This window comes from Skermanella stibiiresistens SB22, from assembly GCF_000576635.1.
Classification (GTDB): Bacteria; Pseudomonadota; Alphaproteobacteria; order Azospirillales; family Azospirillaceae; genus Skermanella; species Skermanella stibiiresistens.
On record NZ_AVFL01000016.1, the window covers coordinates 124,697 to 143,546 of the forward strand.

The window sequence follows — 18,850 nt, forward strand, 5'->3', positions numbered from 1 at the left end:
AATCCCGATATCAGCGGCCAGTGCGGCGGCGGGACGGATTGCCTTGCGCTGGGCGGGCCTGCTGACCCTGCCCGGAGGGGCGACCCTGGCCTTGTCCGGCGGGACGCCCCTGGCCTTGGCCGTGCCCTTGACCGTGACCCTGTCCATGGTTCTGGCGGGCCTGATCCGGCCGGGCTTGGCCCTGCGCGCCCTGGGGCGGACGGCCGTGGCGCTGTGGGCGGCGCTCCTGGGGCGGGCGATCGGTCGGATCGGCCTGCCGGACGCTGCCATCCGAATGCCAAGGATGATCGTCGACCACCGGGATGCGGATCTTGATCAGCTTCTCGATGTCCTTGAGGAACGACCGCTCCTCGGCGTCGCAGAACGAGATCGCGATGCCGCTGGTCCCCGCCCGCGCCGTGCGGCCGATGCGGTGGACGTAGCTTTCCGGCACGTTCGGCAGGTCATAGTTGATGACATGCGTGATGCCGTCGATGTCGATGCCGCGAGCCGCGATGTCGGTGGCGACCAGCACGCGGATCTCGCCGCTGCGGAAGTTCTCCAGCGCCCGCTGGCGCGCGGTCTGGGACTTGTTGCCGTGGATGGCCTCGGCCCGCACGGCGACCTGTCCAAGCTGCTCTACCACCCGGTTGGCGCCGTGTTTGGTCCGCGTGAAGACCAGGGCGCGCCCGATCTCCGGCCGCTTCAGCACTTGGCCCAGCAAGGGACGCTTGTCCGCCTTCTCGACGAACATGACGTGCTGCTCGATGCGCTCCGCCGTGCTGGAGACGGGGGTGACCTCGACCCGCACGGGGTTGCTGAGGATGTTGTCGGCCAGCTTCGCGATCTCCGGCGGCATGGTGGCCGAGAAGAACAGCGTGTGGCGTTTGGCCGGCAGGACCTTGATGATCCGACGCACGTCATGGATGAAGCCCATGTCGAGCATGCGGTCGGCCTCGTCCAGCACGAACACCTCGAGGCGGTCGAGCTTGACCAGCCCCTGCCCGATCAGGTCGAGCAAACGGCCCGGCGTGGCGACCAGGATGTCGACACCGCGCGCCATGGCCTGGACCTGCGGGTTCTGGCCGACGCCGCCGAAGATGACGGTGCGGGTCAGCGGCAGGTTGCGGCCATAGGTGGCGAAGCTCTCGCCGATCTGGATCGCGAGTTCGCGGGTCGGGGTGAGGACCAGCACCCGGGCGCCTTGCGGCTGCGGCCGGTTCCGGTTCTCGGAGAGACGATGCAGGATCGGCAGCGCGAAGGCCGCCGTCTTGCCGGTACCCGTCTGGGCGACGCCCAACAAGTCGCGGCCCACGATCAGGTGGGGAACGGCCTGCGCCTGGATCGGCGTCGGAGTGGAGTAGTTTTCGGCGCTGATGGCGCGCAGGATCGGCTCGCTCAAGCCGAGGTCACTGAAAGACGTCACTGGAAAGGGATCTTTCGGGGCCTGCCCCGCGCGCTGCCGGGTCGCCCTAGGTGCTGATGCTGGTCCACCCGATGCAGCGGCGATGCCGCTTCGCGCGATCAGGTGGTACGTTTGTTCGAGATCAATAGTTGCTCTTTCGCAAGTGCGAAGTCAAGGCCCGATGTCCTTGCCGTTCCGGCGGACGGGTGAAACAGGCCGGGACGGCCCGGCCGATTTCACCATCACCCTCAACCCTTCGTGCGCAGGCTGCTGCGTCCGCCGTCCACGCCATAGACTTGGCCGGTGATCCAGGCGCTGTCGGGACCCAGCAGGAAATCCGCCAGCGCCGCGATGTCTTCCGCCTCGCCGATCCGTCCCAGCGCGTGCAGCCCGGCGATGCTCTGGAGCATCTGCTCGTTGGCGGTCAGGGTGTGGGCCAGCGGTGTCCGGGTCAGGCTGGGCGCCACGACGTTGACCCTGACATGCGGCGCGTACTCGGCCGCCAGCGACCGGCCCAGACCTTCGACCGCCCCCTTGGCCGTGGCGATCAGGGCGTGGTTGGCGAAGCCCTGCTGAACCGCCACGGTGGAGAACAGGACGACCGAGCCCTTGGCCGCCTTCAGCCCCTTCTCCGCCGCCCGGATGGCGTCGGTGGCTCCCAGCACGTTCAGCCGGTAGGTTTGGATGAAATCCTCCGGCTTGGTCGCCTTCAGCGGCTTGATGTCGATCGAACCAACGCAATAGGCGAGGCCGGCGATGCCCTCGCCGGTGTCGGCCTCCGCCACGGCGGCGGCGACGGAGCCGGGGTCCAGGACGTCGCAGACCGCGTGACGCGCCTTCAACTCGTCGGCCAGGGCGCCGACCTTCTCGGGCGAACGGCCCGTGAGGAACAGCTCCGCTCCACGCGCCGACAGGCGTCGCGCCAGGGCCTCGCCGATGCCGCCATTGGCTCCGAGGATGATGATGGGTGCGGCCATGGGGAATCTCGCCTCTCGATGATCGATGGAATGAGCGTGTGTCGAGCCAATGAACTAGCCCTCGCCAGCCACGCGTCCACTAGGCACCCACCGGGCGCCGATCCCAACTTTGGTCCGGTGGGATTTAACCGTGCCGTCATCCAAGGGTCACCGAAGTGTCATGCAGGCGCACTATGGTCCGCCGCAACAAACCCGGCACACCGGGGAAATCAGGCATCGGATCAGGTGGAGAGAGCCATGGACAACCGCGACATTTCCCAATTCTCGAGCAAGGCGGAAGCCTTCGAGGCCTCCGAGGACATCGGCCGCAATCCGTCCGAAGGTCCGACCCTGGGCGACATCATCGCCAAGCGTTTCGACCGGCGCGACGTGCTGCGCGGATCGCTCGCCGTGGCCGCCATCACCGCGACGTTCGGCCCGCTGGCCCTGGCGACCGCCGAGAAGGCCAAGGCCGCCGCCGGCGACAAGAAGGCCAGCTTCAGCTTCGACGAACTGACCCGCGGCGTCGACCGCACCCACCACGTCGCCGAGGGCTACAAGGCCGACATCCTGATCCGCTGGGGCGATCCCGTCATTCCGGGTGCCCCCGCCTTCGATCCGATGAAGCAGACGGCGGCCGCGCAGAAGATGCAGTTCGGCTACAACAACGACTACGTCGGCTATATCGGCCTGCCCTACGGCTCCAACAATCCGGAGCGCGGCCTGCTCTGCGTCAACCACGAATACACCGACGAGGAGGTCATGTTCCCCGGCGTCGGGGTCGACCAGCAGGACAAGACCGTCAACTTCTCCGCCATGACCAAGGACTTGGTCGACATCGAGATGGCGGCCCATGGCGGCACCGTGATCGAGGTCGTCAAGACCGGCGGCAAGTGGTCGGTGGTCGCCGACAGCAAGTACAACCGCCGAATCACCACCTCCGACACCGCGATGGAGCTGACCGGCCCCGCCGCCGGCGACGACCGCCTGAAGACCAAGGCCGACCCGTCGGGGCGCCGCGTCATCGGCATGGTCAATAACTGCGCCGGCGGCATCACCCCGTGGGGCACCTATCTGTCGGCCGAGGAGAACATCAACGGCAACTTCTGGGGCAAGGTCCCCGAGGGCCATCCGGAAACCGAGAACCACAAGCGGATGGGCGTTCCCGGCAACTGGTACAATTGGGGTGCCTATCACGACCGCTTCGACGTGTCGAAGGAGCCGAACGAGGCCAACCGGTTCGGCTGGATCGTCGAGATCGACCCGCTCGACCCGACCTCGACCCCGAAGAAGCGCACGGCGCTCGGCCGCTTCAAGCACGAGGGCGCCGAGAGCATCGTCAACAAGGATGGCCGCGTCGTCCTGTATGTCGGCGACGACGAGCGGTTCGAATATGTCTACAAGTTCGTGACCGCCGGCAAGTTCAACCCGAGCGACCGCGCCGCGAACATGAACCTGCTGGACGAAGGCACGCTGTACGTCGCCCGCTATGACGAGAGCGGCAAGGGCGAGTGGCTGCCCCTCGTCCACGGCCAGGGCAAGCTGACCGCCGAGAACGGGTTCAAGAGCCAGGCCGACGTGGTGATCCAGGCGCGCAAGGCCGGCGATTTGGTGGGCGCCACCAAGATGGACCGCCCGGAGGACGTCGAGCCCAATCCGAAGACCAACAAGGTCTATGTGATGCTGACGAACAACACCAACCGCAAGGCGGAGGATGTCAGCGCCGCCAACCCACGGGCCAAGAACGCCTTCGGCCACATCGTCGAGATGACCCCGCCCGACGGCGACCACGCGGCGACCGCCTTCACTTGGGACATCCTGGTCAAGTGCGGCGACCCGAGCGTCGCGGAGGTCGGGGCCAGCTTCAACCCGGCGACCTCGCCGAACGGCTGGTTCGGCATGCCGGACAACTGCTCGGTCGACAACCAGGGACGCCTGTGGGTCACGACCGATGGCAACAGTTTCAAGGCCACCAAGACGACCGACGGCGTTTGGGCGATGGAGACCGACGGCGACCTGCGCGGCACCAGCAAGCTGTTCTTCCGGGTGCCGGTCGGCGCCGAGATGTGCGGCCCGCGCTTCACGCCCGATGACAAGACGCTGTTCGTCGCGGTCCAGCATCCGGCGACCGACAACGTCAAGGATTGGCCGGAATTCGGCAAGTCGTCCAGCTTCGAGGACCCGGCGACCCGCTGGCCGGACTTCAAGGATGACATGCCGCCGCGCCCGTCGATCGTCGTCATCACCAAGGACGACGGCGGCGTGATCGGCGTCTGATCCCGTCCATGGCCGAACAGGGGAGAGGGGCGGCTTAGGCCGCCCTTTTCTTTTTCGGGCATTCCGGCCGCGGTGTTGTTATATGATTACATATCCCCCGACGCCCAACCGGGAGCCGCAATGCCCACGACGCCGCAGACCACGATCCATCACGACCATGACACCTGCGTTTCCGGTGCCCTGACCCGTGCCGAGGCCCTATGCGCGTCGCGGGGAACCAAGCTGACCCCCATCCGCCGGCAGGTCCTGGAACTGGTGTGGAGCGGTCATCGGCCGCGCGGAGCCTACGCGATCCTGGACGACATGAAGGTGGACGGCAAGCGGGTGGCACCGCTGACCGTCTACCGCGCGCTGGATTTCCTGGTGGAGAACGGGTTGGTCCACCGGTTGGAAAGCCTGAACGCCTATATCGGCTGTCCCTCGCCCGATCACGCCCATCCCGGCCAATTCCTGGTCTGCCGCGATTGCGGCGACGCGATCGAATTGAACGACCAGCGTGTCAGCGCCGCCATCGCCGACAGCGCCCGCGCGCGGGGCTTCCAGATCGACCGGCCGACGGTGGAGGTCCGGGGGCTTTGTCCCGTTTGCCAGAACCGCCCGCACCCATCCCATTCACCAGCCGACACAGAGCGCCCGGAAGCTCGTCAGCCCGTAACCCGTCAAAAGGCCGAATCGTGACAACAGTCGTCGCCGCCAACCCCACCCGTCTGCCCGTCTCCGTCCTCACCGGCTTCCTGGGCAGCGGCAAGACCACGCTGCTATCCAACCTCGTCCGTCATCCCGGCATGGCGAACACGGCGGTGATCATCAACGAATTCGGGGAGATCGGCCTGGATCACCTTCTGGTCGCCAAAAGCTCGGAGAACACGGTCCTGCTCAACAGCGGGTGCCTGTGCTGCACCGTGCGCGGCGACCTGATCGACACGCTGCGCGACCTTTTCCTGAAGCGCGTCAAGGGCGAGGTCAACCAGTTCGACCGGGTCGTGATCGAGACCACGGGCTTGGCCGACCCGGCTCCCGTGCTCCACACCCTGATGAACGATCCGCTGATCGCCGCCCGCTTCCGCCTGGACGGCGTCATCACGACGGTGGACGCGGTCAACGGCACCGACCAGTTGAACCGGCATCAGGAGAGCCTGAAGCAAGCCGCCGTCGCCGACCGCATCGTGCTGACCAAGACCGACATCGCGACGCCCGAGGCGATCGCGGATCTGGAGGGCCGCCTCAAGGCGCTGAACCCGGCGGCGCCGATCCTGCGCGCGGTCCAGGGTGGGATCGACCCCGCCGGCCTGTTCGACGCGGGGCTGTACAACCCCACCACCAAGAGCCCCGACGTGGAGCGCTGGCTGCGTGCCGAAGCGTACGAGGAGGCCCATGACCATGGTCACGGCGACCATGGGCATGACCACCATGGACACGACCACGGGGATGGTCATGGTCACGATCATCATGGCCATGGCCAGCACGCCCACGATCGCAACCGGCATGACGATCACATCACCGCGTTCTGCATGACGATCGACGAGCCGTTGGCCTGGGAAGGCTTCGCGACCTGGATCGAGACGCTGATCACGCTGCGCGGCCCGGACCTGCTGAGGATCAAGGGCATCCTGAACGTCCGGGAATCCGACACGCCGATCGTGGTCCACGGCGTGCAGCACGTGTTCCACCCTCCGGTGCGGCTCGAGGCTTGGCCATCCGACGACCACCGCTCGCGCATAGTCTTCATCACCCGCGATGTCGGCCGCGAAACGATCGAGGAGATGTTCAACGCCTATCGGAACGCGTCGGACTGACCGTCGCGACGGCGGAGGTCCAAATAGAAAACGGCGGGTTGTGGACCCGCCGTTAAAACTCTCTAACCCCTAACTGTTTTCGCACCTGGCCCGTCCCCACGCTTGGCGCGGTGGACATTTTCGTGACGGAGGCGAAGCCCCCGGTGCGGCCAAGTCGACCCCCATCGAATGGAAGCGGTCACTGGTGCGTTGCTTTCCTCAACCTTGCGCCCCGCTCTTGAGCGAGCGGGATCATTTATTGTCGGCCACGCCCTCCCCCGACGCGCGCCATTTTCGTGTGGGTTGGGCTTTTTTTGTTTCCCTCTTCCCACATCGTTGGACTGACCATATCCCAATTCCCACATTTGGCAAAGGGCTTTGTTCAAGAATTCACATCGAAACCAAAATTCATAGGGGGAACCCACTCCGTCCGGAAGTAATCTGGAATAGTGGATCACAATCATTCAGTATCAATCGATCATGGAGATCGGTTTCTCTTCGCAGGTGCGAAATAACGCCATCTCGCCCATCGTTCCACCCGTCAACGAAGTGGCATGAGTCCGGTGCCCCATAGCCAGACACAGGCGAAGGCCAAGGAAATCAACGTCATGGGAACACCGCACCGGGCATGCTCCAGAAAGCCCAGGCGGACGCCGACTGCGTGGGCCCGTTCCACGACGATGATGTTGGCAAGGCTGCCGGGAATGATCAGGTTGCCAGCCAGCGTCGACAGCAGCGCCAAGCCATGGAGCGCCCCCTCCGGCGGCTGGTGCCAAACCGCCAGCAACATGATCACGGCCGGTACGTTGCCGATGGTGTTGCTGGCGATGACCGACAAGGGAGCCAGGACCGCCAGCCGATCCGGCAGCAGGCCGGAGGCGGCCAGCCAGTCGACCGCCTGTCCCGGCAGGCCGGTGCGGCCCAGCGCGAAGTTGATGGCGAACAGGCAGGCGAACAGCAGCAGCAGCGGCCAGTCCACCATGGCGATCATGCGGCGGCTCTCAAGGTGACGGCTGATCAGCAGCGCGCCGGCGATTAACAGCACGCCGACCTCGTGCGGGATGCTGGTCGCGAACATCGCCAGGAGCGCCACCGTCGCCAAGGCGGCCTTGCCCAGTTGCCAACGGTCCAATTCCGGCTCGGGCAGTTCGGCAAAGGCCTTCGACGCGCCGTCGGTCAGCTTGCCACGCCAGACGACCGTGACGGTGACGAACACCAGGACCAGCGCCACGAGCGCCGGGATGCCGCAGGCCGCGATGAACCGCCAGAAATCCAGCCCGCCAACTTGCCCGATCACGATATTCTGCGGATTGCCGATCAAGGTCGCGGCCGACCCGGCGTTCGCCGCTCCCGCCAAGGCGATCAGGTAAGGGCGCGGATCGAGTCCCCTGCCCTTCAGGCCGGCGCATAGCATCGGCGTCATGGCGAACACCACGACATCGTTCGCCAGCACGGCGGACAGGCCGCCACCGACCGCCACCGTCACGGCCAGAAGCGCGGTGGGAGACCGGCCGGCCCTGGCGATGCGCAGCGCGCACCAGTCATAGAAGCCGGCGGAGGCGAACTGCGCCGACAGGATCATCAAGCCGAACAGGATGAAAAGCGTCGGGAAGTCGATGGCTCCGGTCACGGCGGCGCTGTCGAGGACGCCGGATGCCAGCATCAGGATGGCGGCCACCAGGGCGATGCCGGTGCGGTCGATCCGCAAGCCGGGCAAGCGCCCGAACGCCATGCCGACATAGGTCACGACGAAAACGGCGAGAACGAACAGGGTCACGGTTGGAGGGTCCGGCTAAGCACCGCGTCGAACGGGGGCGTCGAACGGCGGGATTGAGGGAAGCCCGCGCTGGGCGGGTTTCCCTTAACACCCGAACCGTGGTTCCGTCGCCATGAACATGGTCGGTAATCAGGCCGTGACGCCGATCAAGGCGCCCGACGCGCGCCCGGTGACGCCAAGGCCGCCCAGACCCGACGCCTCGCGGTAGGCGCGGGCGGCGGCGGTGATCAGGGAACCGGCCGACCGGGCGTCGTCTCCGCGATCCGTCCTCTCCGGATCGGCCGGCTTTCCGGCCGTCGGATCCTCGTCCGCCGCATGGCTCCCGCCTTCCGGCCCCGCATGGTCATGACCCGCCCCATCGTCCCTGGCGCCACCAGCCTTCAGATTTTCTTGCGCGTTCTTGTTCAACTCGCTCTGGGCGTCCAGCAGCATCTGGTTGGCGGCGGCCGCGACCTTGAAGTCTTGCGGCGAAGGCTCTGCGGGAGCGGTCGCGGCGCTCTTGACGCGCTCCATCTTGGCGACGGTGGCGGCGGGGTCCTTCTCGGGGCTGACGTCGATCGACACCTCGCCGCCAATGGCGTAGCGCCTGCCGTCCGGACCGCTTTGATAGGTGTAGGTCGGCGATCCGGCGAACTGGCCGCCGGCCGACTGGTGCGCGCGTTCGTGCGTCCGCACCTCGACATCCCGCTTCCTGAGTTCCTTGACCTGCTCGCGCTCGGCCTCGGTCAGGCCGGACGCGTCACGCTTGACGCCATCCTCGCCGGTCTTGGTGCCATCGGGTCCGATCGATCCCTCGGCGGGCCCGGCGCCGCCGTCTCCGGAGCCGTCATCTCCGGAGCCGTCCTTTCCCTTGACGATGTCCTTGACCTTGACGCCATCCCTGACCTTGGCGCCGTCCTTGACATCGACCTTGTCGACGACCCCCGCCCTCGACTTGCTGGCCTCCGCCGCCTCCACCGTCTGGACGTGGTTGCAAGCCTGCCCCTCGGCGCAGCCGCACGGCTTGACCCGGTTGAACCTGGGTCCAACCGTCGACGTGGGGGCCTGCTGGCCGGAAGCGGCGCTGATGTTCATGGACCGAGCCTCGCGGTGTCCAATGAAACGGGGTACGGGAAAGGCTTGACCAAGCCCCAGTCTCCGCCAACCTGATTGATTTTCCGTAAAAGCCGGGGCGCGGGAGCCCGCGCCCGGGGCGCGGGAGCCCGCGCTTTGCTGAATCCGACGTGCTATACACGCCGCCGTCCCCTTGCCCCGACCTCAGCGCACCGTGATCTTGTCCAGACCGTCGACCTCTTTTCCAACCCTGCCGATCGACCCCGTGCTGCCCGACATCGTCGCGGCGCTGCGCGCGGGACCGAACGCCGTGCTGCGAGCGCCGCCCGGCGCCGGCAAGACGACGCGGGTACCGCTCGCCTTGCTGGATGAGGGCTGGCTGGGCGGCGGCAAGGTGATCATGCTGGAGCCCCGGCGGATCGCCGCCCGCGCGGCGGCGCGCCGGATGGCGGATATGCTGGAGGAAGCGGTCGGCGAGACGATCGGCTACCGCGTCCGGATGGACAGCAAGATCGGGCCGCGCACCCGCGTGGAGGTGGTCACCGAGGGCATCCTGATCCGCCTGCTCCAGCGCGATCCCGCCTTGGAAGGAGTCGGCGCGGTGGTGTTCGACGAGTTCCACGAGCGCAGCCTGGACGCCGACCTGGGGCTGGCGCTGTGCCTGCAATCGCAGTCGCTGCTGCGCGACGACCTGCGCCTGCTGGTCATGTCGGCCACGCTGGATGGCGTTGGAGTGGCCCACCTGCTGGACGGCGCTCCCGTGATCACCAGCGAGGGCCGGGCGTTCCCGGTCGAGACACGCCACCTCGATCCCTCCGCCAGCCGGCGGATCGAGGACGCCGTCGCCGCCACCGTGCTGCGGGCGCTGGACGAGGAGAAGGGCAACATCCTGGTCTTTCTGCCCGGCGTCGCCGAGATCCGCCGGGTCGAGCGCCAATTACGCGACGCGGCACTCGGGACCAATGTCCTGGTGGCTCCGCTGTACGGCGACCTGTCCCAGGAGGCGCAGGATCAGGCGATCGGGCGCACGCCGCCGGGCTCGCGGAAGGTCGTGCTGGCCACCTCCATCGCCGAGACCAGCCTGACGATCGAGGGCATTCGGGTTGTCGTGGACAGCGGGCTGATGCGGGTCGCCCGTTTCGATCCCGGCACCGGCATGACCCGGCTGGAGACGGTCAAGGTCAGCCAGGCCTCGGCGGAACAGCGCCGGGGCCGCGGCGGCAGGCTGGAGCCGGGTGTTTGCTACCGGCTGTGGCCGGCGGGGCAGCACGGCGCGCTGGCCGCGCGCACCGCGCCCGAGATGCTGGCGGCCGATCTGGCGCCGCTCGTGTTGGAACTGGCGCAATGGGGCGTCCTGGATCCCGGCGAGCTGCGTTGGATGGACACGCCTCCCGCGGCCGCCTACGCTCAGGCGCGCGACTTGCTGGGCAAGCTGGGCGCCCTGGACGGAACCGGCAGGATCACCCCGCACGGCCAGCGCATGGCCTCGCTCGGCATGCATCCACGGCTCGCCCACATGGTATTGGTGGCGGATCGGCAAGGACGCGGCGCGCTGGGGTGCGAGATCGCGGCCCTGCTGGGCGAGCGCGATATCCTGCGCGGCCAGCCGGGCGAACAGCATGACAGCGATCTGCGGCACCGGGTCGAGGCGCTGCGCGCGTCCGAGAGCGGAGCCCAGCGGGGCAACTGGATCGTCAAGCAGGTGCTGGCGCAGGCCCGGCAATGGCGGCGGCAGCTCGGCATCGCGGCGGGAACCGGCACCGTCGCCGACACCGGCCGCGTGCTGGCGCTGGCCTATCCCGACCGGATCGCCCAGCGGCGGCCGGGCGGCGGCGCCCAATTCCGCCTGAGCAACGGCAGCGGCGCCTTCTTCCAGAGGATGGAGCCGCTGGCGGCCGAGGACTATCTGGCCGTCGCCGATCTGGACGGCGCCAAGCGCGAGGCCCGCATCTTCGTGGCGGCGCCGCTGACCCTGGCCGATCTGGAGGAGGACTTTCCCGACGCGGTCGAGACGGTCGAATTCGTCGGTTGGGACAGCCGGGAGGAGGCCGTGCTGGCCCGGCGCCAGCGCCGGTTCGGCGAGCTGGTCCTGAAGGACGAACCGCTGCCCGATCCGGGCGGCGGGCGGAGCGCCGAAGCCTTCTGCCAAGGCGTCCGCGAATTGGGTCTGGCCGTCCTGCCCTGGACGAAGGAGCTGGAGAACCTCCGCGCCCGCGTCCAGTTCCTGCGCCGGGTCGACGGCGACGGGAACGGATGGCCGGACATGTCGGACGAAGCCCTGCTCGACACGCTGGAGGATTGGCTGGCCCCGTTCCTGACCGGCATGACCCGCCGGGCGCATCTGAGGCGGCTGGACCTCGCGGCGGCGGTCCGGTCGCTCCTGACATGGCAGAGGCAGCGCGAGTTGGATGAGGCGGCGCCGACCCATGTCACGGTGCCGAGCGGCTCCCACATTCCACTGGACTACACCAGCGGCGAGGTGCCGGTGCTGGCGGTGCGGTTGCAGGAGATGTTCGGGCTGGCCAAAACTCCCGCGCTGGCGCGTGGCCGCGTGCCTCTGGTGCTTCACCTGCTGTCGCCGGCCCATCGTCCGATGCAGGTGACCAGCGATCTGGCCAGCTTCTGGGCGAATACCTACCGCCATGTCAAAGCCGACCTGAAGGGTCAGTATCCCAAGCACCACTGGCCCGACGATCCCCTGCGGGCCGAACCGACCAACCGCGCCAAGCGGCGTGGCACCTGATCCGGAAGCCATATCGATGTCCGAAGTTTCCCGTTTCGACGTGATCGTCATCGGCGCCGGCGCCGCCGGGCTGATGTGCGCCCTGTCCGCCGGCGGCCGGGGCCGGCGCGTGCTGGTGATCGACCACGCGGAGAAGGCCGGGAAGAAGATCCTGATCTCGGGCGGCGGGCGGTGCAATTTCACCAACCTGCACACCGCACCCGACCGCTTCATTTCGGCCAACCGGCACTTCTGCATCTCGGCGCTCAAACGCCACACCCAGCATGACTTCGTGGCGTTGGTCCGCCGCCATGGCATCGCGTTTCACGAGAAGAAGCTGGGGCAACTGTTCTGCGACGACAGCGCCCGCGACATCGTCGGCATGCTGCTGAAGGAGTGCGACGAGGCCGGTGTCGTCATCCAGTTGGACACCGGCGTCACGCGGATCGAGCGGGACGAGGCGTTCCACATTGGGACGACGCGCGGCGCGTTCGAGTCGGAAAGCCTGGTGGTGGCGACCGGCGGGTTGTCGATCCCCAAGATGGGCGCCACCGGGTTCGGTTATCGGGTGGCCGCGCAATTCGGCGTCAAGGTGCTGCCGACGCGGGCTGGCCTGGTGCCCTTCACCTTCGCCGACGCCGATCCGCGCAACTTCAAGGATCTCGCCGGTGTCGCCTGCGAGGCAAGGGTCCGGTGCGGCGGCGCCAGCTTCGACGAGGCGATCCTGTTCACCCACCGGGGCCTGAGCGGCCCTGCCATCCTCCAGGTCTCGTCGTTCTGGAACGACGGCGATGGGGTCGAGATCGACATGCTGCCAGGCACCGACGCCCTGGCGCGCCTGAGGGAACTGGTGGCGGAGCGGCCCAAGGCGGAGGTGAAGACGGTGCTGGCCGACCTGCTGCCGCGCCGTCTGGCCCAGCGCGTGACGCCGCCGGCGCTGGAAGGCCGGCCGGCCGGGAGCGTCGCCGAGCGCGACTGGCGCGCTCTCGCCGACGACCTCCAGCGTTGGCGGATCACGCCGGCCGGCACCGAGGGATACCGCACGGCGGAGGTGACGCTGGGAGGCGTCGACACGTCCGAACTGTCATCGAAGACGATGGAGGCCCGCAAGGTCCCTGGCCTTTTCTTCATCGGCGAGGTGGTCGACGTCACCGGCTGGCTGGGCGGCTACAATTTCCAATGGGCGTGGTCATCGGGTTTCTGCGCCGGACAATTCGCCTGATGCGTGCATCGATTGCCTTTCATTCACCAACGCCCAATAATCTCCCTGGAATGTCCTGTTCCAAAAAATAGAACAACACCGAGGTAGACGGGCGGCATGGGTAATCCACTCTTCACGGGCACCATGGACTCCGGCGCCGGTTGCTCGACAGCCCCGGATCAGATTACCGCCCTGCTAGCCGACTGGCGCGCCTTCGCCGCTTTTCAGTCGCGCTGCCTGGATCATCTGCGGAGCGAGATCCGGCGAACCAACGGCATCGTTGAACGGAGCACGCTGGAGATCAGCAGCGGCTTCCGCGAACTGGCCGCTTCCGCCGAGGAACAGGGCGTGCGGGTGCAGGAGATCATCGCCAGTGCCAATGTCGTGGAATTGGAGGGCGAGCGGGTCCCGATCGACCGCGTCATGGCGCTGATGCAGCAGGTCCTGGTCGATATGGTCAACAACATCGTCTCGCTGTCCATGCAGGCGATGAAGATGGTCTATCTGCTGGACGACGTGGTGCAGGACGTCGATGTCGTCGGCAAGTTCATCGGTGAGATCGAGGAGATCAACCAGCAGACCAGCTTCCTGGCGCTGAACGCCAGCATCGAGGCGGCGCGCGCGGGCGCCGCCGGCACGACCTTCCACGTGGTCGCCGGCGAGGTGCGGCAATTATCCGCCGGGACCGCCGCGTTAGCCGAGCGGATGCGCCAGACGGTCGGCGCGGTGTCCCGGGGAGTGGCGCGCGGCTATGACATCCTGCGCACCATCGCCGAAACCGACTTGGCGCCGCAGCTCCTGGCGAAGGAGCGGATAGACCTCGCCATGTCCGGCCTGATCCTGCAGGCCGACCATTTCACCTCCGTCCTGGGTTCCGCCGTCGACGCGTCCACCGACATGGGCCGCAACATCGGCCAGATCGTGGTCCGGCTGCAATTCCAGGACCTCGCCAAACAGCGCTTCGACCACATCATGGACGGCATGATGGTGATGAAGGCGGGGATCGGCGATCTCGACGCCGCCACCGGCCTGGGCCTGCCGCCAACCCTGGAGGTGCCGGATCGCTCCGGCTGGCTGGCGACGCTGATCCCGTCATCCCTCCGGGACGAGTCCGGTGCCGGGTCGATGAGGGAACAAAGCCTTCGCCGGTTGCTGCTGGGCGGCACCGGGCTGGACGGGATCGGCGCCCTGGATGCGGCCTCCCCGGAGCCGGACGACGTGGAGCTTTTCTGACTCCCGCCTCAACCCCAGATCTGGCGCCAATATTCCGGCAGCTTCTCGGCCGATCGGCCGCGCTCGCGCTGGAAGGGAACGGGCGGCCCGAGGATTTGGCCATCGCGGTCGACCTCGGCGCGGATGCCCCAGAATCCCAGATCCCCACTGCCCCACATGCCATAGCGGTAATCGACCGCCTCGACCATGGCGCCGGTCGGTGTCTCGGTGACGGTCCAGAACACCTTGCCCATGGCGAACCAGGTGAAGATGCCGGCCTCTTGGGTCATGGCCACCCGGTCGATCAAGGGATCGCGCTGGTAAGGATGGCTCTCCCACGTGATCGGACGATCGCTCCAGATGGAGTGGTAGCCCACCAGCAGCCCGTCGGGCGCCTCCGCGACGACGCGGCGGAACCAGGGTTGCAGCAGCTGCGGATAGGCCACGACATGGATGCCGGGGCGCCCCTCCCGCTCCAATTGGGCGCGCGCGGTCGCCCGCGTGTCGTCGTTGATCACCCAGCCCATCAGTGAGTAGGCGGTGATGAACAACAGCGCCCCCGCCGCCGAGTTGACGGCCAATGCCGGCCGCCGCTTCGCGGCGAATCCGATGATCAGGGCCGTGATCAGCGCCAGGCTGTAGATCGGATCGATGATCGGCAGCGCGTCCAGCGCGAAGCGGTGCTTGGACAGGGGCGCCAGCAGCTGCGTGCCGTAGCTGGTGAACAGGTCGATGATCGGATGGGTGAACAGCGCCAGGATCGCCAGCCAGATCCAGGCCCGCAGCACCTCGGGCCTGTCATACGCGTCGGTCGAGCCGCGCCGCGCCGCCCGCCACCGATAGAATCGCCAGATGGCCCAGCCGAACAGCGGCCCCACGACGGGACCGAAGAAGATCGAGTGGGTGATGCCGCGATGGTAAAGCCAGTTGGCGTAGGGTCCGAGCAGACTGGCGACCACGTCCAGATCGGGCACCGTCCCGAGCAAGGCGCCCGCGACCATGGCTTTCCGGCCCAGGGTGCGCCGAAATCCCACCTGCCCGACCACGGCGCCAAGCAGGCCTTGTGTTATGCTGTCCATGTCTTCCTTGAAAGTCTTCCGGGAGCGCCGATCAAACAAAACACCAAGATGCGTCGTCGCGGCGCGGAAACAATCCGTCTATTTCCCGATCAGCCCGGCCAGGATTTCCAGACCGCGCGGCCAGTCCCCAAAGCCGGATTCCGTGTTGATGTGCCCGCACGGCCCGATATCGATGAATTCGGAACCCCATCCGGACGCGAAGGCACGGGTGCGACCCAACTCGGCATAGGGATCGTCGGAGCTGGCGACGACCACGCTTGGGAAGGGCAAGGGGTCCAGCGGCATCGGCCCGAACCCGGCGGCCTCCACCGGCACGCGGTCGGCGGAATCCAGATCGGGCGGCGCCACGAGCATGGCGCCCCGGACGGCCGCGACCGTGCCATGCTTCGCCCAGAGCGCCACCAAGGGGCAGGCGAGACTGTGGGCCACCAGCACGATCGGACCCTCGGCGGCGCGCGCGGCGGTTTCCAGGTTGGCGATCCAGGCGGCGCGGTCGGGGTTGTCCCAGTCGGCCTGCTCGACCCGCTGGAACGAGGGCTCCGCGTCCTGCCACAAGCTTTGCCAATGCTGGGGGCCGGAGCCGCCCAATCCCGGCAGGATCAGCACCGTGACTGGTGCCGAATGTTGGTCTTCCATGTTGTCTTCCCGTGGTGACGCGGACCGACAGCCTGCCATCACTTCAGCTGGCGGCGCAACACCATGCCACCCCTCCGGGTCAGTCCGCCCCGCGCGGTGGCGGTCCCGCCGCTTCGAGTTCGGCGGCCTCGGCGTCGGTGAAGACGCGGCTCCGGGTGAGGAAGCGCACTCCCTCGGGAGCCTCCAGCGAGAAGCCGGAGCCGCGGCCCGGGACCACGTCGATGATCAACTGGGTGTGCGACCAGTATTCGAACTGGGCGGCGCCGATGAAGAAGTCGCAATCCTCGATCCGGCCGAGATAAATGTCTTGCGCGCCGGTCTTGAACTCGCCCGCCGGAAAGCACATCGGGGCGCTGCCGTCGCAGCAGCCGCCCGACTGGTGGAACGCCAGGGCACCGTGGAGGGCTTTCAGCTTCCCGATGACGGCGACCGCTTCCGGCGTGACCGTGACACGATCCACCATGACTATTCTCCTCCCTATTCCCATTTTTCGCCCGACTCGCCGGAACGACGAAAACCTCTCTCCCCGTCGCCGGGGAGAGAGGCCAAGTTCAGCGAGGATAGTCCGGATACATTCCCGCGGTCAGAAGAAGCCCAGCGCCTTCGGGCTGTAGCTGACCAGCAGGTTCTTGGTCTGCTGATAGTGGTCGAGCATCATCTTGTGGTTCTCACGTCCGATGCCGGACTGCTTGTAGCCGCCGAACGCCGCGTGGGCGGGGTACAGGTGGTAGCAGTTGGTCCAGACGCGGCCGGCCTGGATGCCGCGGCCCATGCGATAGGCGCGGTTGCCGTCACGGCTCCACACGCCGGCGCCCAGCCCGTACAGGCTGTCGTTGGCGATGGCGAGCGCCTCCTCCTCGGTCTTGAAGGTCGTCACGGACACGACCGGCCCGAAGATCTCCTCCTGGAAGACGCGCATGGCGTTGTTGCCTTCCAGCACGGTCGGCTGGACGTAGTAGCCGTCGGCCAGCTCGCCTTCCAGGATGGCGCGGTTGCCGCCGGTCAGCACCTTGGCGCCTTCGGCCTTGCCGATCTCGATGTAGGACAGGATCTTGTGGAGCTGGTCGTTGGACGCCTGGGCGCCGATCATGGTGGAGCTGTCGAGCGGGTTGCCCTGCTTCACCATGTTGACGCGGGCGATCGCCTTCTCCATGAAGCGGTCGTAGATGCTCTCTTGGATCAGCACGCGGCTCGGGCAGGTGCAGACCTCGCCTTGGTTGAGCGCGAACATCGCGAAGCCTTCGAGCGACTTGTCGAAGAAATCATCCTCCTCGGCCATCACGTCGGAGAAGAAGATGTTCGGCGATTTGCCGCCCAGTTCCAGCGTGCAGGGGATGATGTTCTCGGACGCGTACTGCATGATCAGGCGGCCGGTCGTCGTCTCGCCGGTGAAGGCGATCTTCGAGATCCGCTTGTTCTGCGCCAGCGGCTTGCCGGCCTCGACGCCGAAGCCGTTGACGACGTTCAGCACGCCCGGCGGCAGCAGGTCGGCGATCAGCTCGACCAGCACCATGATCGCCAGGGGCGTCTGCTCGGCCGGCTTCAGCACGATGCAGTTGCCAGCGGCCAGGGCGGGAGCCAGCTTCCACACGGCCATCAGCAGCGGGAAGTTCCAGGGGATGATCTGGCCGACGACGCCCAGCGGCTCGTGGAAGTGGTAGGCCACCGTCGTGCTGTCCAGCTCGCAGGCGGAGCCTTCTTGGGCGCGGATGCAGGCGGCGAAATAGCGGAAGTGGTCGACCGCCAGCGGCAGGTCGGCGTGGGTCGTCTCGCGGATCGGCTTGCCGTTGTCGATCGTCTCGACCAAGGCCAGGAGATCGAGGTTCTCCTCCATCCGGTCGGCGATGCGGTTCAGCACCTTGGCGCGCTCGGCCGGAGAGGTCAGGCCCCACTTGTCCTTGGCCTTGTGGGCGGCATCCAGCGCCAGCTCGATGTCCTCGGCGGTCGAACGGGCGATATCACCAACCGGCTTTCCGGTAATCGGGGTAATGTTGCTGAAGTATTGTCCGCGAACCGGAGCGACCCATTGTCCACCGATGAAGTTATCATACTTCGGACGGATCGCGATCTTCTGACTGAATTTGTCGAGAGCCTGGTGAATCATTGTTTCCCCCTTGTACGACTGTCTGGTTTTCCTGATGCGGCCTATTGAATGCCGGAAAACCGGGGGCGCTGTATATGATACCTTAGACGCACTGCGACAGATTGTCCTGACGGACGGTTTTTCGCCGGAGCGCTTGTCGCGCCCCGGCGGCATTGATCCTGCGAGCGGGGAACCGACCGCCTCAGGTCGGCGGGCACATGTCGATGTCGTCGATCCGGCAGATCCCCAGCACCGTCACGTGCGGTCGGCTGCGCATCTTGAAGTCCCGCACCTCCGCCCTGCCGTTCCGCTCCAGCCAGGCGACCGCGCGGGGCACCAGCCGCGGATCGATGCCAAGCTGTTCGCTGATATGGTTGAACGAGACGGCGGCGGCTTTCCGTTCCAGCAGGCGATTACGGCAGGCGTCCGCGACCCGCTCGGCCAGTTCGGGTATTCCCCGTTCCGGTTCGGCTTCAGGACCAAACCCCTTGCCGAGTTCGATGACGATCCCCATCACAGGCTTCCTTCCCCAGGGTGCCCTCCATCTTCTTTTTTCTTGGTTCGAATTCCGCTGGGCATGCCGCCGTCACGTCGGCCGGAGGGCTTGGAACCGGTGGGCGATGCCCGGGTCTGGGCTTGCTTGACACCTCCCGTGTGAGGTTTCTGGAACCATGTTTCGTCCCACTATGCACGCC

The 18,850-nt window shown here is 66.9% G+C and carries 15 protein-coding genes; 6 read left to right on the forward strand and 9 right to left on the reverse strand.

The annotated features are described in order from the left end of the window. Positions 1-10: 10 nt before the first annotated feature. Both N825_RS20790 and N825_RS20795 read right to left on the reverse strand, forming a co-directional pair. The gene (locus N825_RS20790) at positions 11-1,405 is read right to left on the reverse strand and encodes a DEAD/DEAH box helicase (protein WP_037456389.1); all 1,395 of its coding nucleotides are present in this window, start codon (positions 1,403-1,405) and stop codon (positions 11-13) included. Positions 1,406-1,632: 227 nt separating this feature from the next. Further along, on the reverse strand, positions 1,633-2,361 hold the full coding sequence (locus N825_RS20795) for an SDR family NAD(P)-dependent oxidoreductase (protein ID WP_037456392.1): 729 nt from the start codon (positions 2,359-2,361) through the stop codon (positions 1,633-1,635). A 237-nt stretch (positions 2,362-2,598) separates the two neighbouring features. Here N825_RS20795 and N825_RS20800 point away from each other — a divergent pair, with 237 nt between their 5' ends. The 3 genes from N825_RS20800 to N825_RS20810 all read left to right on the forward strand — a co-directional run bounded on the left by N825_RS20800 (position 2,599) and on the right by N825_RS20810 (position 6,413). After that, positions 2,599-4,617, forward strand: coding sequence for a PhoX family protein (locus tag N825_RS20800; RefSeq protein WP_051512691.1), 2,019 nt, complete (start codon positions 2,599-2,601; stop codon positions 4,615-4,617). 120 nt (positions 4,618-4,737) lie between these two features. Beyond that, positions 4,738-5,295: a Fur family transcriptional regulator gene (locus N825_RS20805; RefSeq protein WP_063833889.1), complete on the forward strand. Its 558-nt coding sequence runs from the start codon at positions 4,738-4,740 to the stop codon at positions 5,293-5,295. Next, positions 5,292-6,413, forward strand: a complete 1,122-nt coding sequence (locus tag N825_RS20810) for a CobW family GTP-binding protein (protein WP_037456394.1) — start codon at positions 5,292-5,294, stop codon at positions 6,411-6,413. The genes N825_RS20805 and N825_RS20810 overlap by 4 nt, the downstream gene beginning before the upstream one ends. A gap of 520 nt (positions 6,414-6,933) precedes the next feature. On the opposite strand, the gene N825_RS20815 is transcribed toward N825_RS20810, so the two are convergent. Next, complete coding sequence (locus N825_RS20815) at positions 6,934-8,169, reverse strand: ArsB/NhaD family transporter (RefSeq protein WP_037456395.1); 1,236 nt, start codon at positions 8,167-8,169, stop codon at positions 6,934-6,936. Between the two features lie 129 nt (positions 8,170-8,298). After that, on the reverse strand, positions 8,299-9,243 hold the full coding sequence (locus N825_RS36745; RefSeq protein ID WP_051512692.1) for a putative metalloprotease CJM1_0395 family protein: 945 nt from the start codon (positions 9,241-9,243) through the stop codon (positions 8,299-8,301). Between the two features lie 199 nt (positions 9,244-9,442). Between N825_RS36745 and hrpB the strand changes: the two genes are divergently transcribed. The 3 genes from hrpB (at position 9,443) to N825_RS20835 (ending at position 14,378) form a co-directional block, all read left to right on the forward strand. Continuing rightward, the gene (gene hrpB, locus N825_RS20825) at positions 9,443-11,965 is read left to right on the forward strand and encodes an ATP-dependent helicase HrpB (protein ID WP_037456573.1); all 2,523 of its coding nucleotides are present in this window, start codon (positions 9,443-9,445) and stop codon (positions 11,963-11,965) included. Between the two features lie 16 nt (positions 11,966-11,981). Continuing rightward, positions 11,982-13,166, forward strand: a complete 1,185-nt coding sequence (locus N825_RS20830) for a BaiN/RdsA family NAD(P)/FAD-dependent oxidoreductase (RefSeq protein WP_037456397.1) — start codon at positions 11,982-11,984, stop codon at positions 13,164-13,166. 96 nt (positions 13,167-13,262) lie between these two features. Beyond that, positions 13,263-14,378: a methyl-accepting chemotaxis protein gene (locus N825_RS20835; RefSeq protein ID WP_051512693.1), complete on the forward strand. Its 1,116-nt coding sequence runs from the start codon at positions 13,263-13,265 to the stop codon at positions 14,376-14,378. An 8-nt stretch (positions 14,379-14,386) separates the two neighbouring features. On the opposite strand, the gene N825_RS20840 is transcribed toward N825_RS20835, so the two are convergent. From N825_RS20840 to N825_RS20860, 5 genes are all read right to left on the reverse strand, one after another. Continuing rightward, the gene (locus tag N825_RS20840) at positions 14,387-15,436 is read right to left on the reverse strand and encodes a metal-dependent hydrolase (RefSeq protein WP_037456399.1); all 1,050 of its coding nucleotides are present in this window, start codon (positions 15,434-15,436) and stop codon (positions 14,387-14,389) included. Between the two features lie 78 nt (positions 15,437-15,514). Beyond that, the gene (locus N825_RS20845; protein ID WP_037456402.1) at positions 15,515-16,072 is read right to left on the reverse strand and encodes an RBBP9/YdeN family alpha/beta hydrolase; all 558 of its coding nucleotides are present in this window, start codon (positions 16,070-16,072) and stop codon (positions 15,515-15,517) included. A gap of 79 nt (positions 16,073-16,151) precedes the next feature. Further along, complete coding sequence (locus tag N825_RS20850; protein ID WP_037456405.1) at positions 16,152-16,535, reverse strand: DUF779 domain-containing protein; 384 nt, start codon at positions 16,533-16,535, stop codon at positions 16,152-16,154. 120 nt (positions 16,536-16,655) lie between these two features. Further along, positions 16,656-18,176, reverse strand: a complete 1,521-nt coding sequence (gene adh / locus N825_RS20855) for an aldehyde dehydrogenase (protein WP_037456408.1) — start codon at positions 18,174-18,176, stop codon at positions 16,656-16,658. 181 nt (positions 18,177-18,357) lie between these two features. Continuing rightward, entirely contained in the window at positions 18,358-18,669 is a 312-nt protein-coding gene (locus tag N825_RS20860; RefSeq protein WP_037456410.1) for a hypothetical protein, read from the reverse strand. Positions 18,670-18,850 lie beyond the last annotated feature (181 nt).

Excerpts from the sequence above, each read along its gene's own strand:
- N825_RS20835 (WP_051512693.1), top strand. The coding sequence starts at position 13,263 with ATGGGTAATCCACTCTTCACGGGCACCATGGACTCCGGCGCCGGTTGC.
- N825_RS20840 (WP_037456399.1), bottom strand. The coding sequence starts at position 15,436 with ATGGACAGCATAACACAAGGCCTGCTTGGCGCCGTGGTCGGGCAGGTG.
- N825_RS20845 (WP_037456402.1), bottom strand. The coding sequence starts at position 16,072 with ATGGAAGACCAACATTCGGCACCAGTCACGGTGCTGATCCTGCCGGGA.
- N825_RS20850 (WP_037456405.1), bottom strand. The coding sequence starts at position 16,535 with ATGGTGGATCGTGTCACGGTCACGCCGGAAGCGGTCGCCGTCATCGGG.
- N825_RS36745 (WP_051512692.1), bottom strand. The coding sequence starts at position 9,243 with ATGAACATCAGCGCCGCTTCCGGCCAGCAGGCCCCCACGTCGACGGTT.
- adh (WP_037456408.1), bottom strand. The coding sequence starts at position 18,176 with ATGATTCACCAGGCTCTCGACAAATTCAGTCAGAAGATCGCGATCCGT.
- N825_RS20860 (WP_037456410.1), bottom strand. The coding sequence starts at position 18,669 with ATGGGGATCGTCATCGAACTCGGCAAGGGGTTTGGTCCTGAAGCCGAA.
- N825_RS20800 (WP_051512691.1), top strand. The coding sequence starts at position 2,599 with ATGGACAACCGCGACATTTCCCAATTCTCGAGCAAGGCGGAAGCCTTC.
- N825_RS20795 (WP_037456392.1), bottom strand. The coding sequence starts at position 2,361 with ATGGCCGCACCCATCATCATCCTCGGAGCCAATGGCGGCATCGGCGAG.
- N825_RS20830 (WP_037456397.1), top strand. The coding sequence starts at position 11,982 with ATGTCCGAAGTTTCCCGTTTCGACGTGATCGTCATCGGCGCCGGCGCC.
- N825_RS20805 (WP_063833889.1), top strand. The coding sequence starts at position 4,738 with ATGCCCACGACGCCGCAGACCACGATCCATCACGACCATGACACCTGC.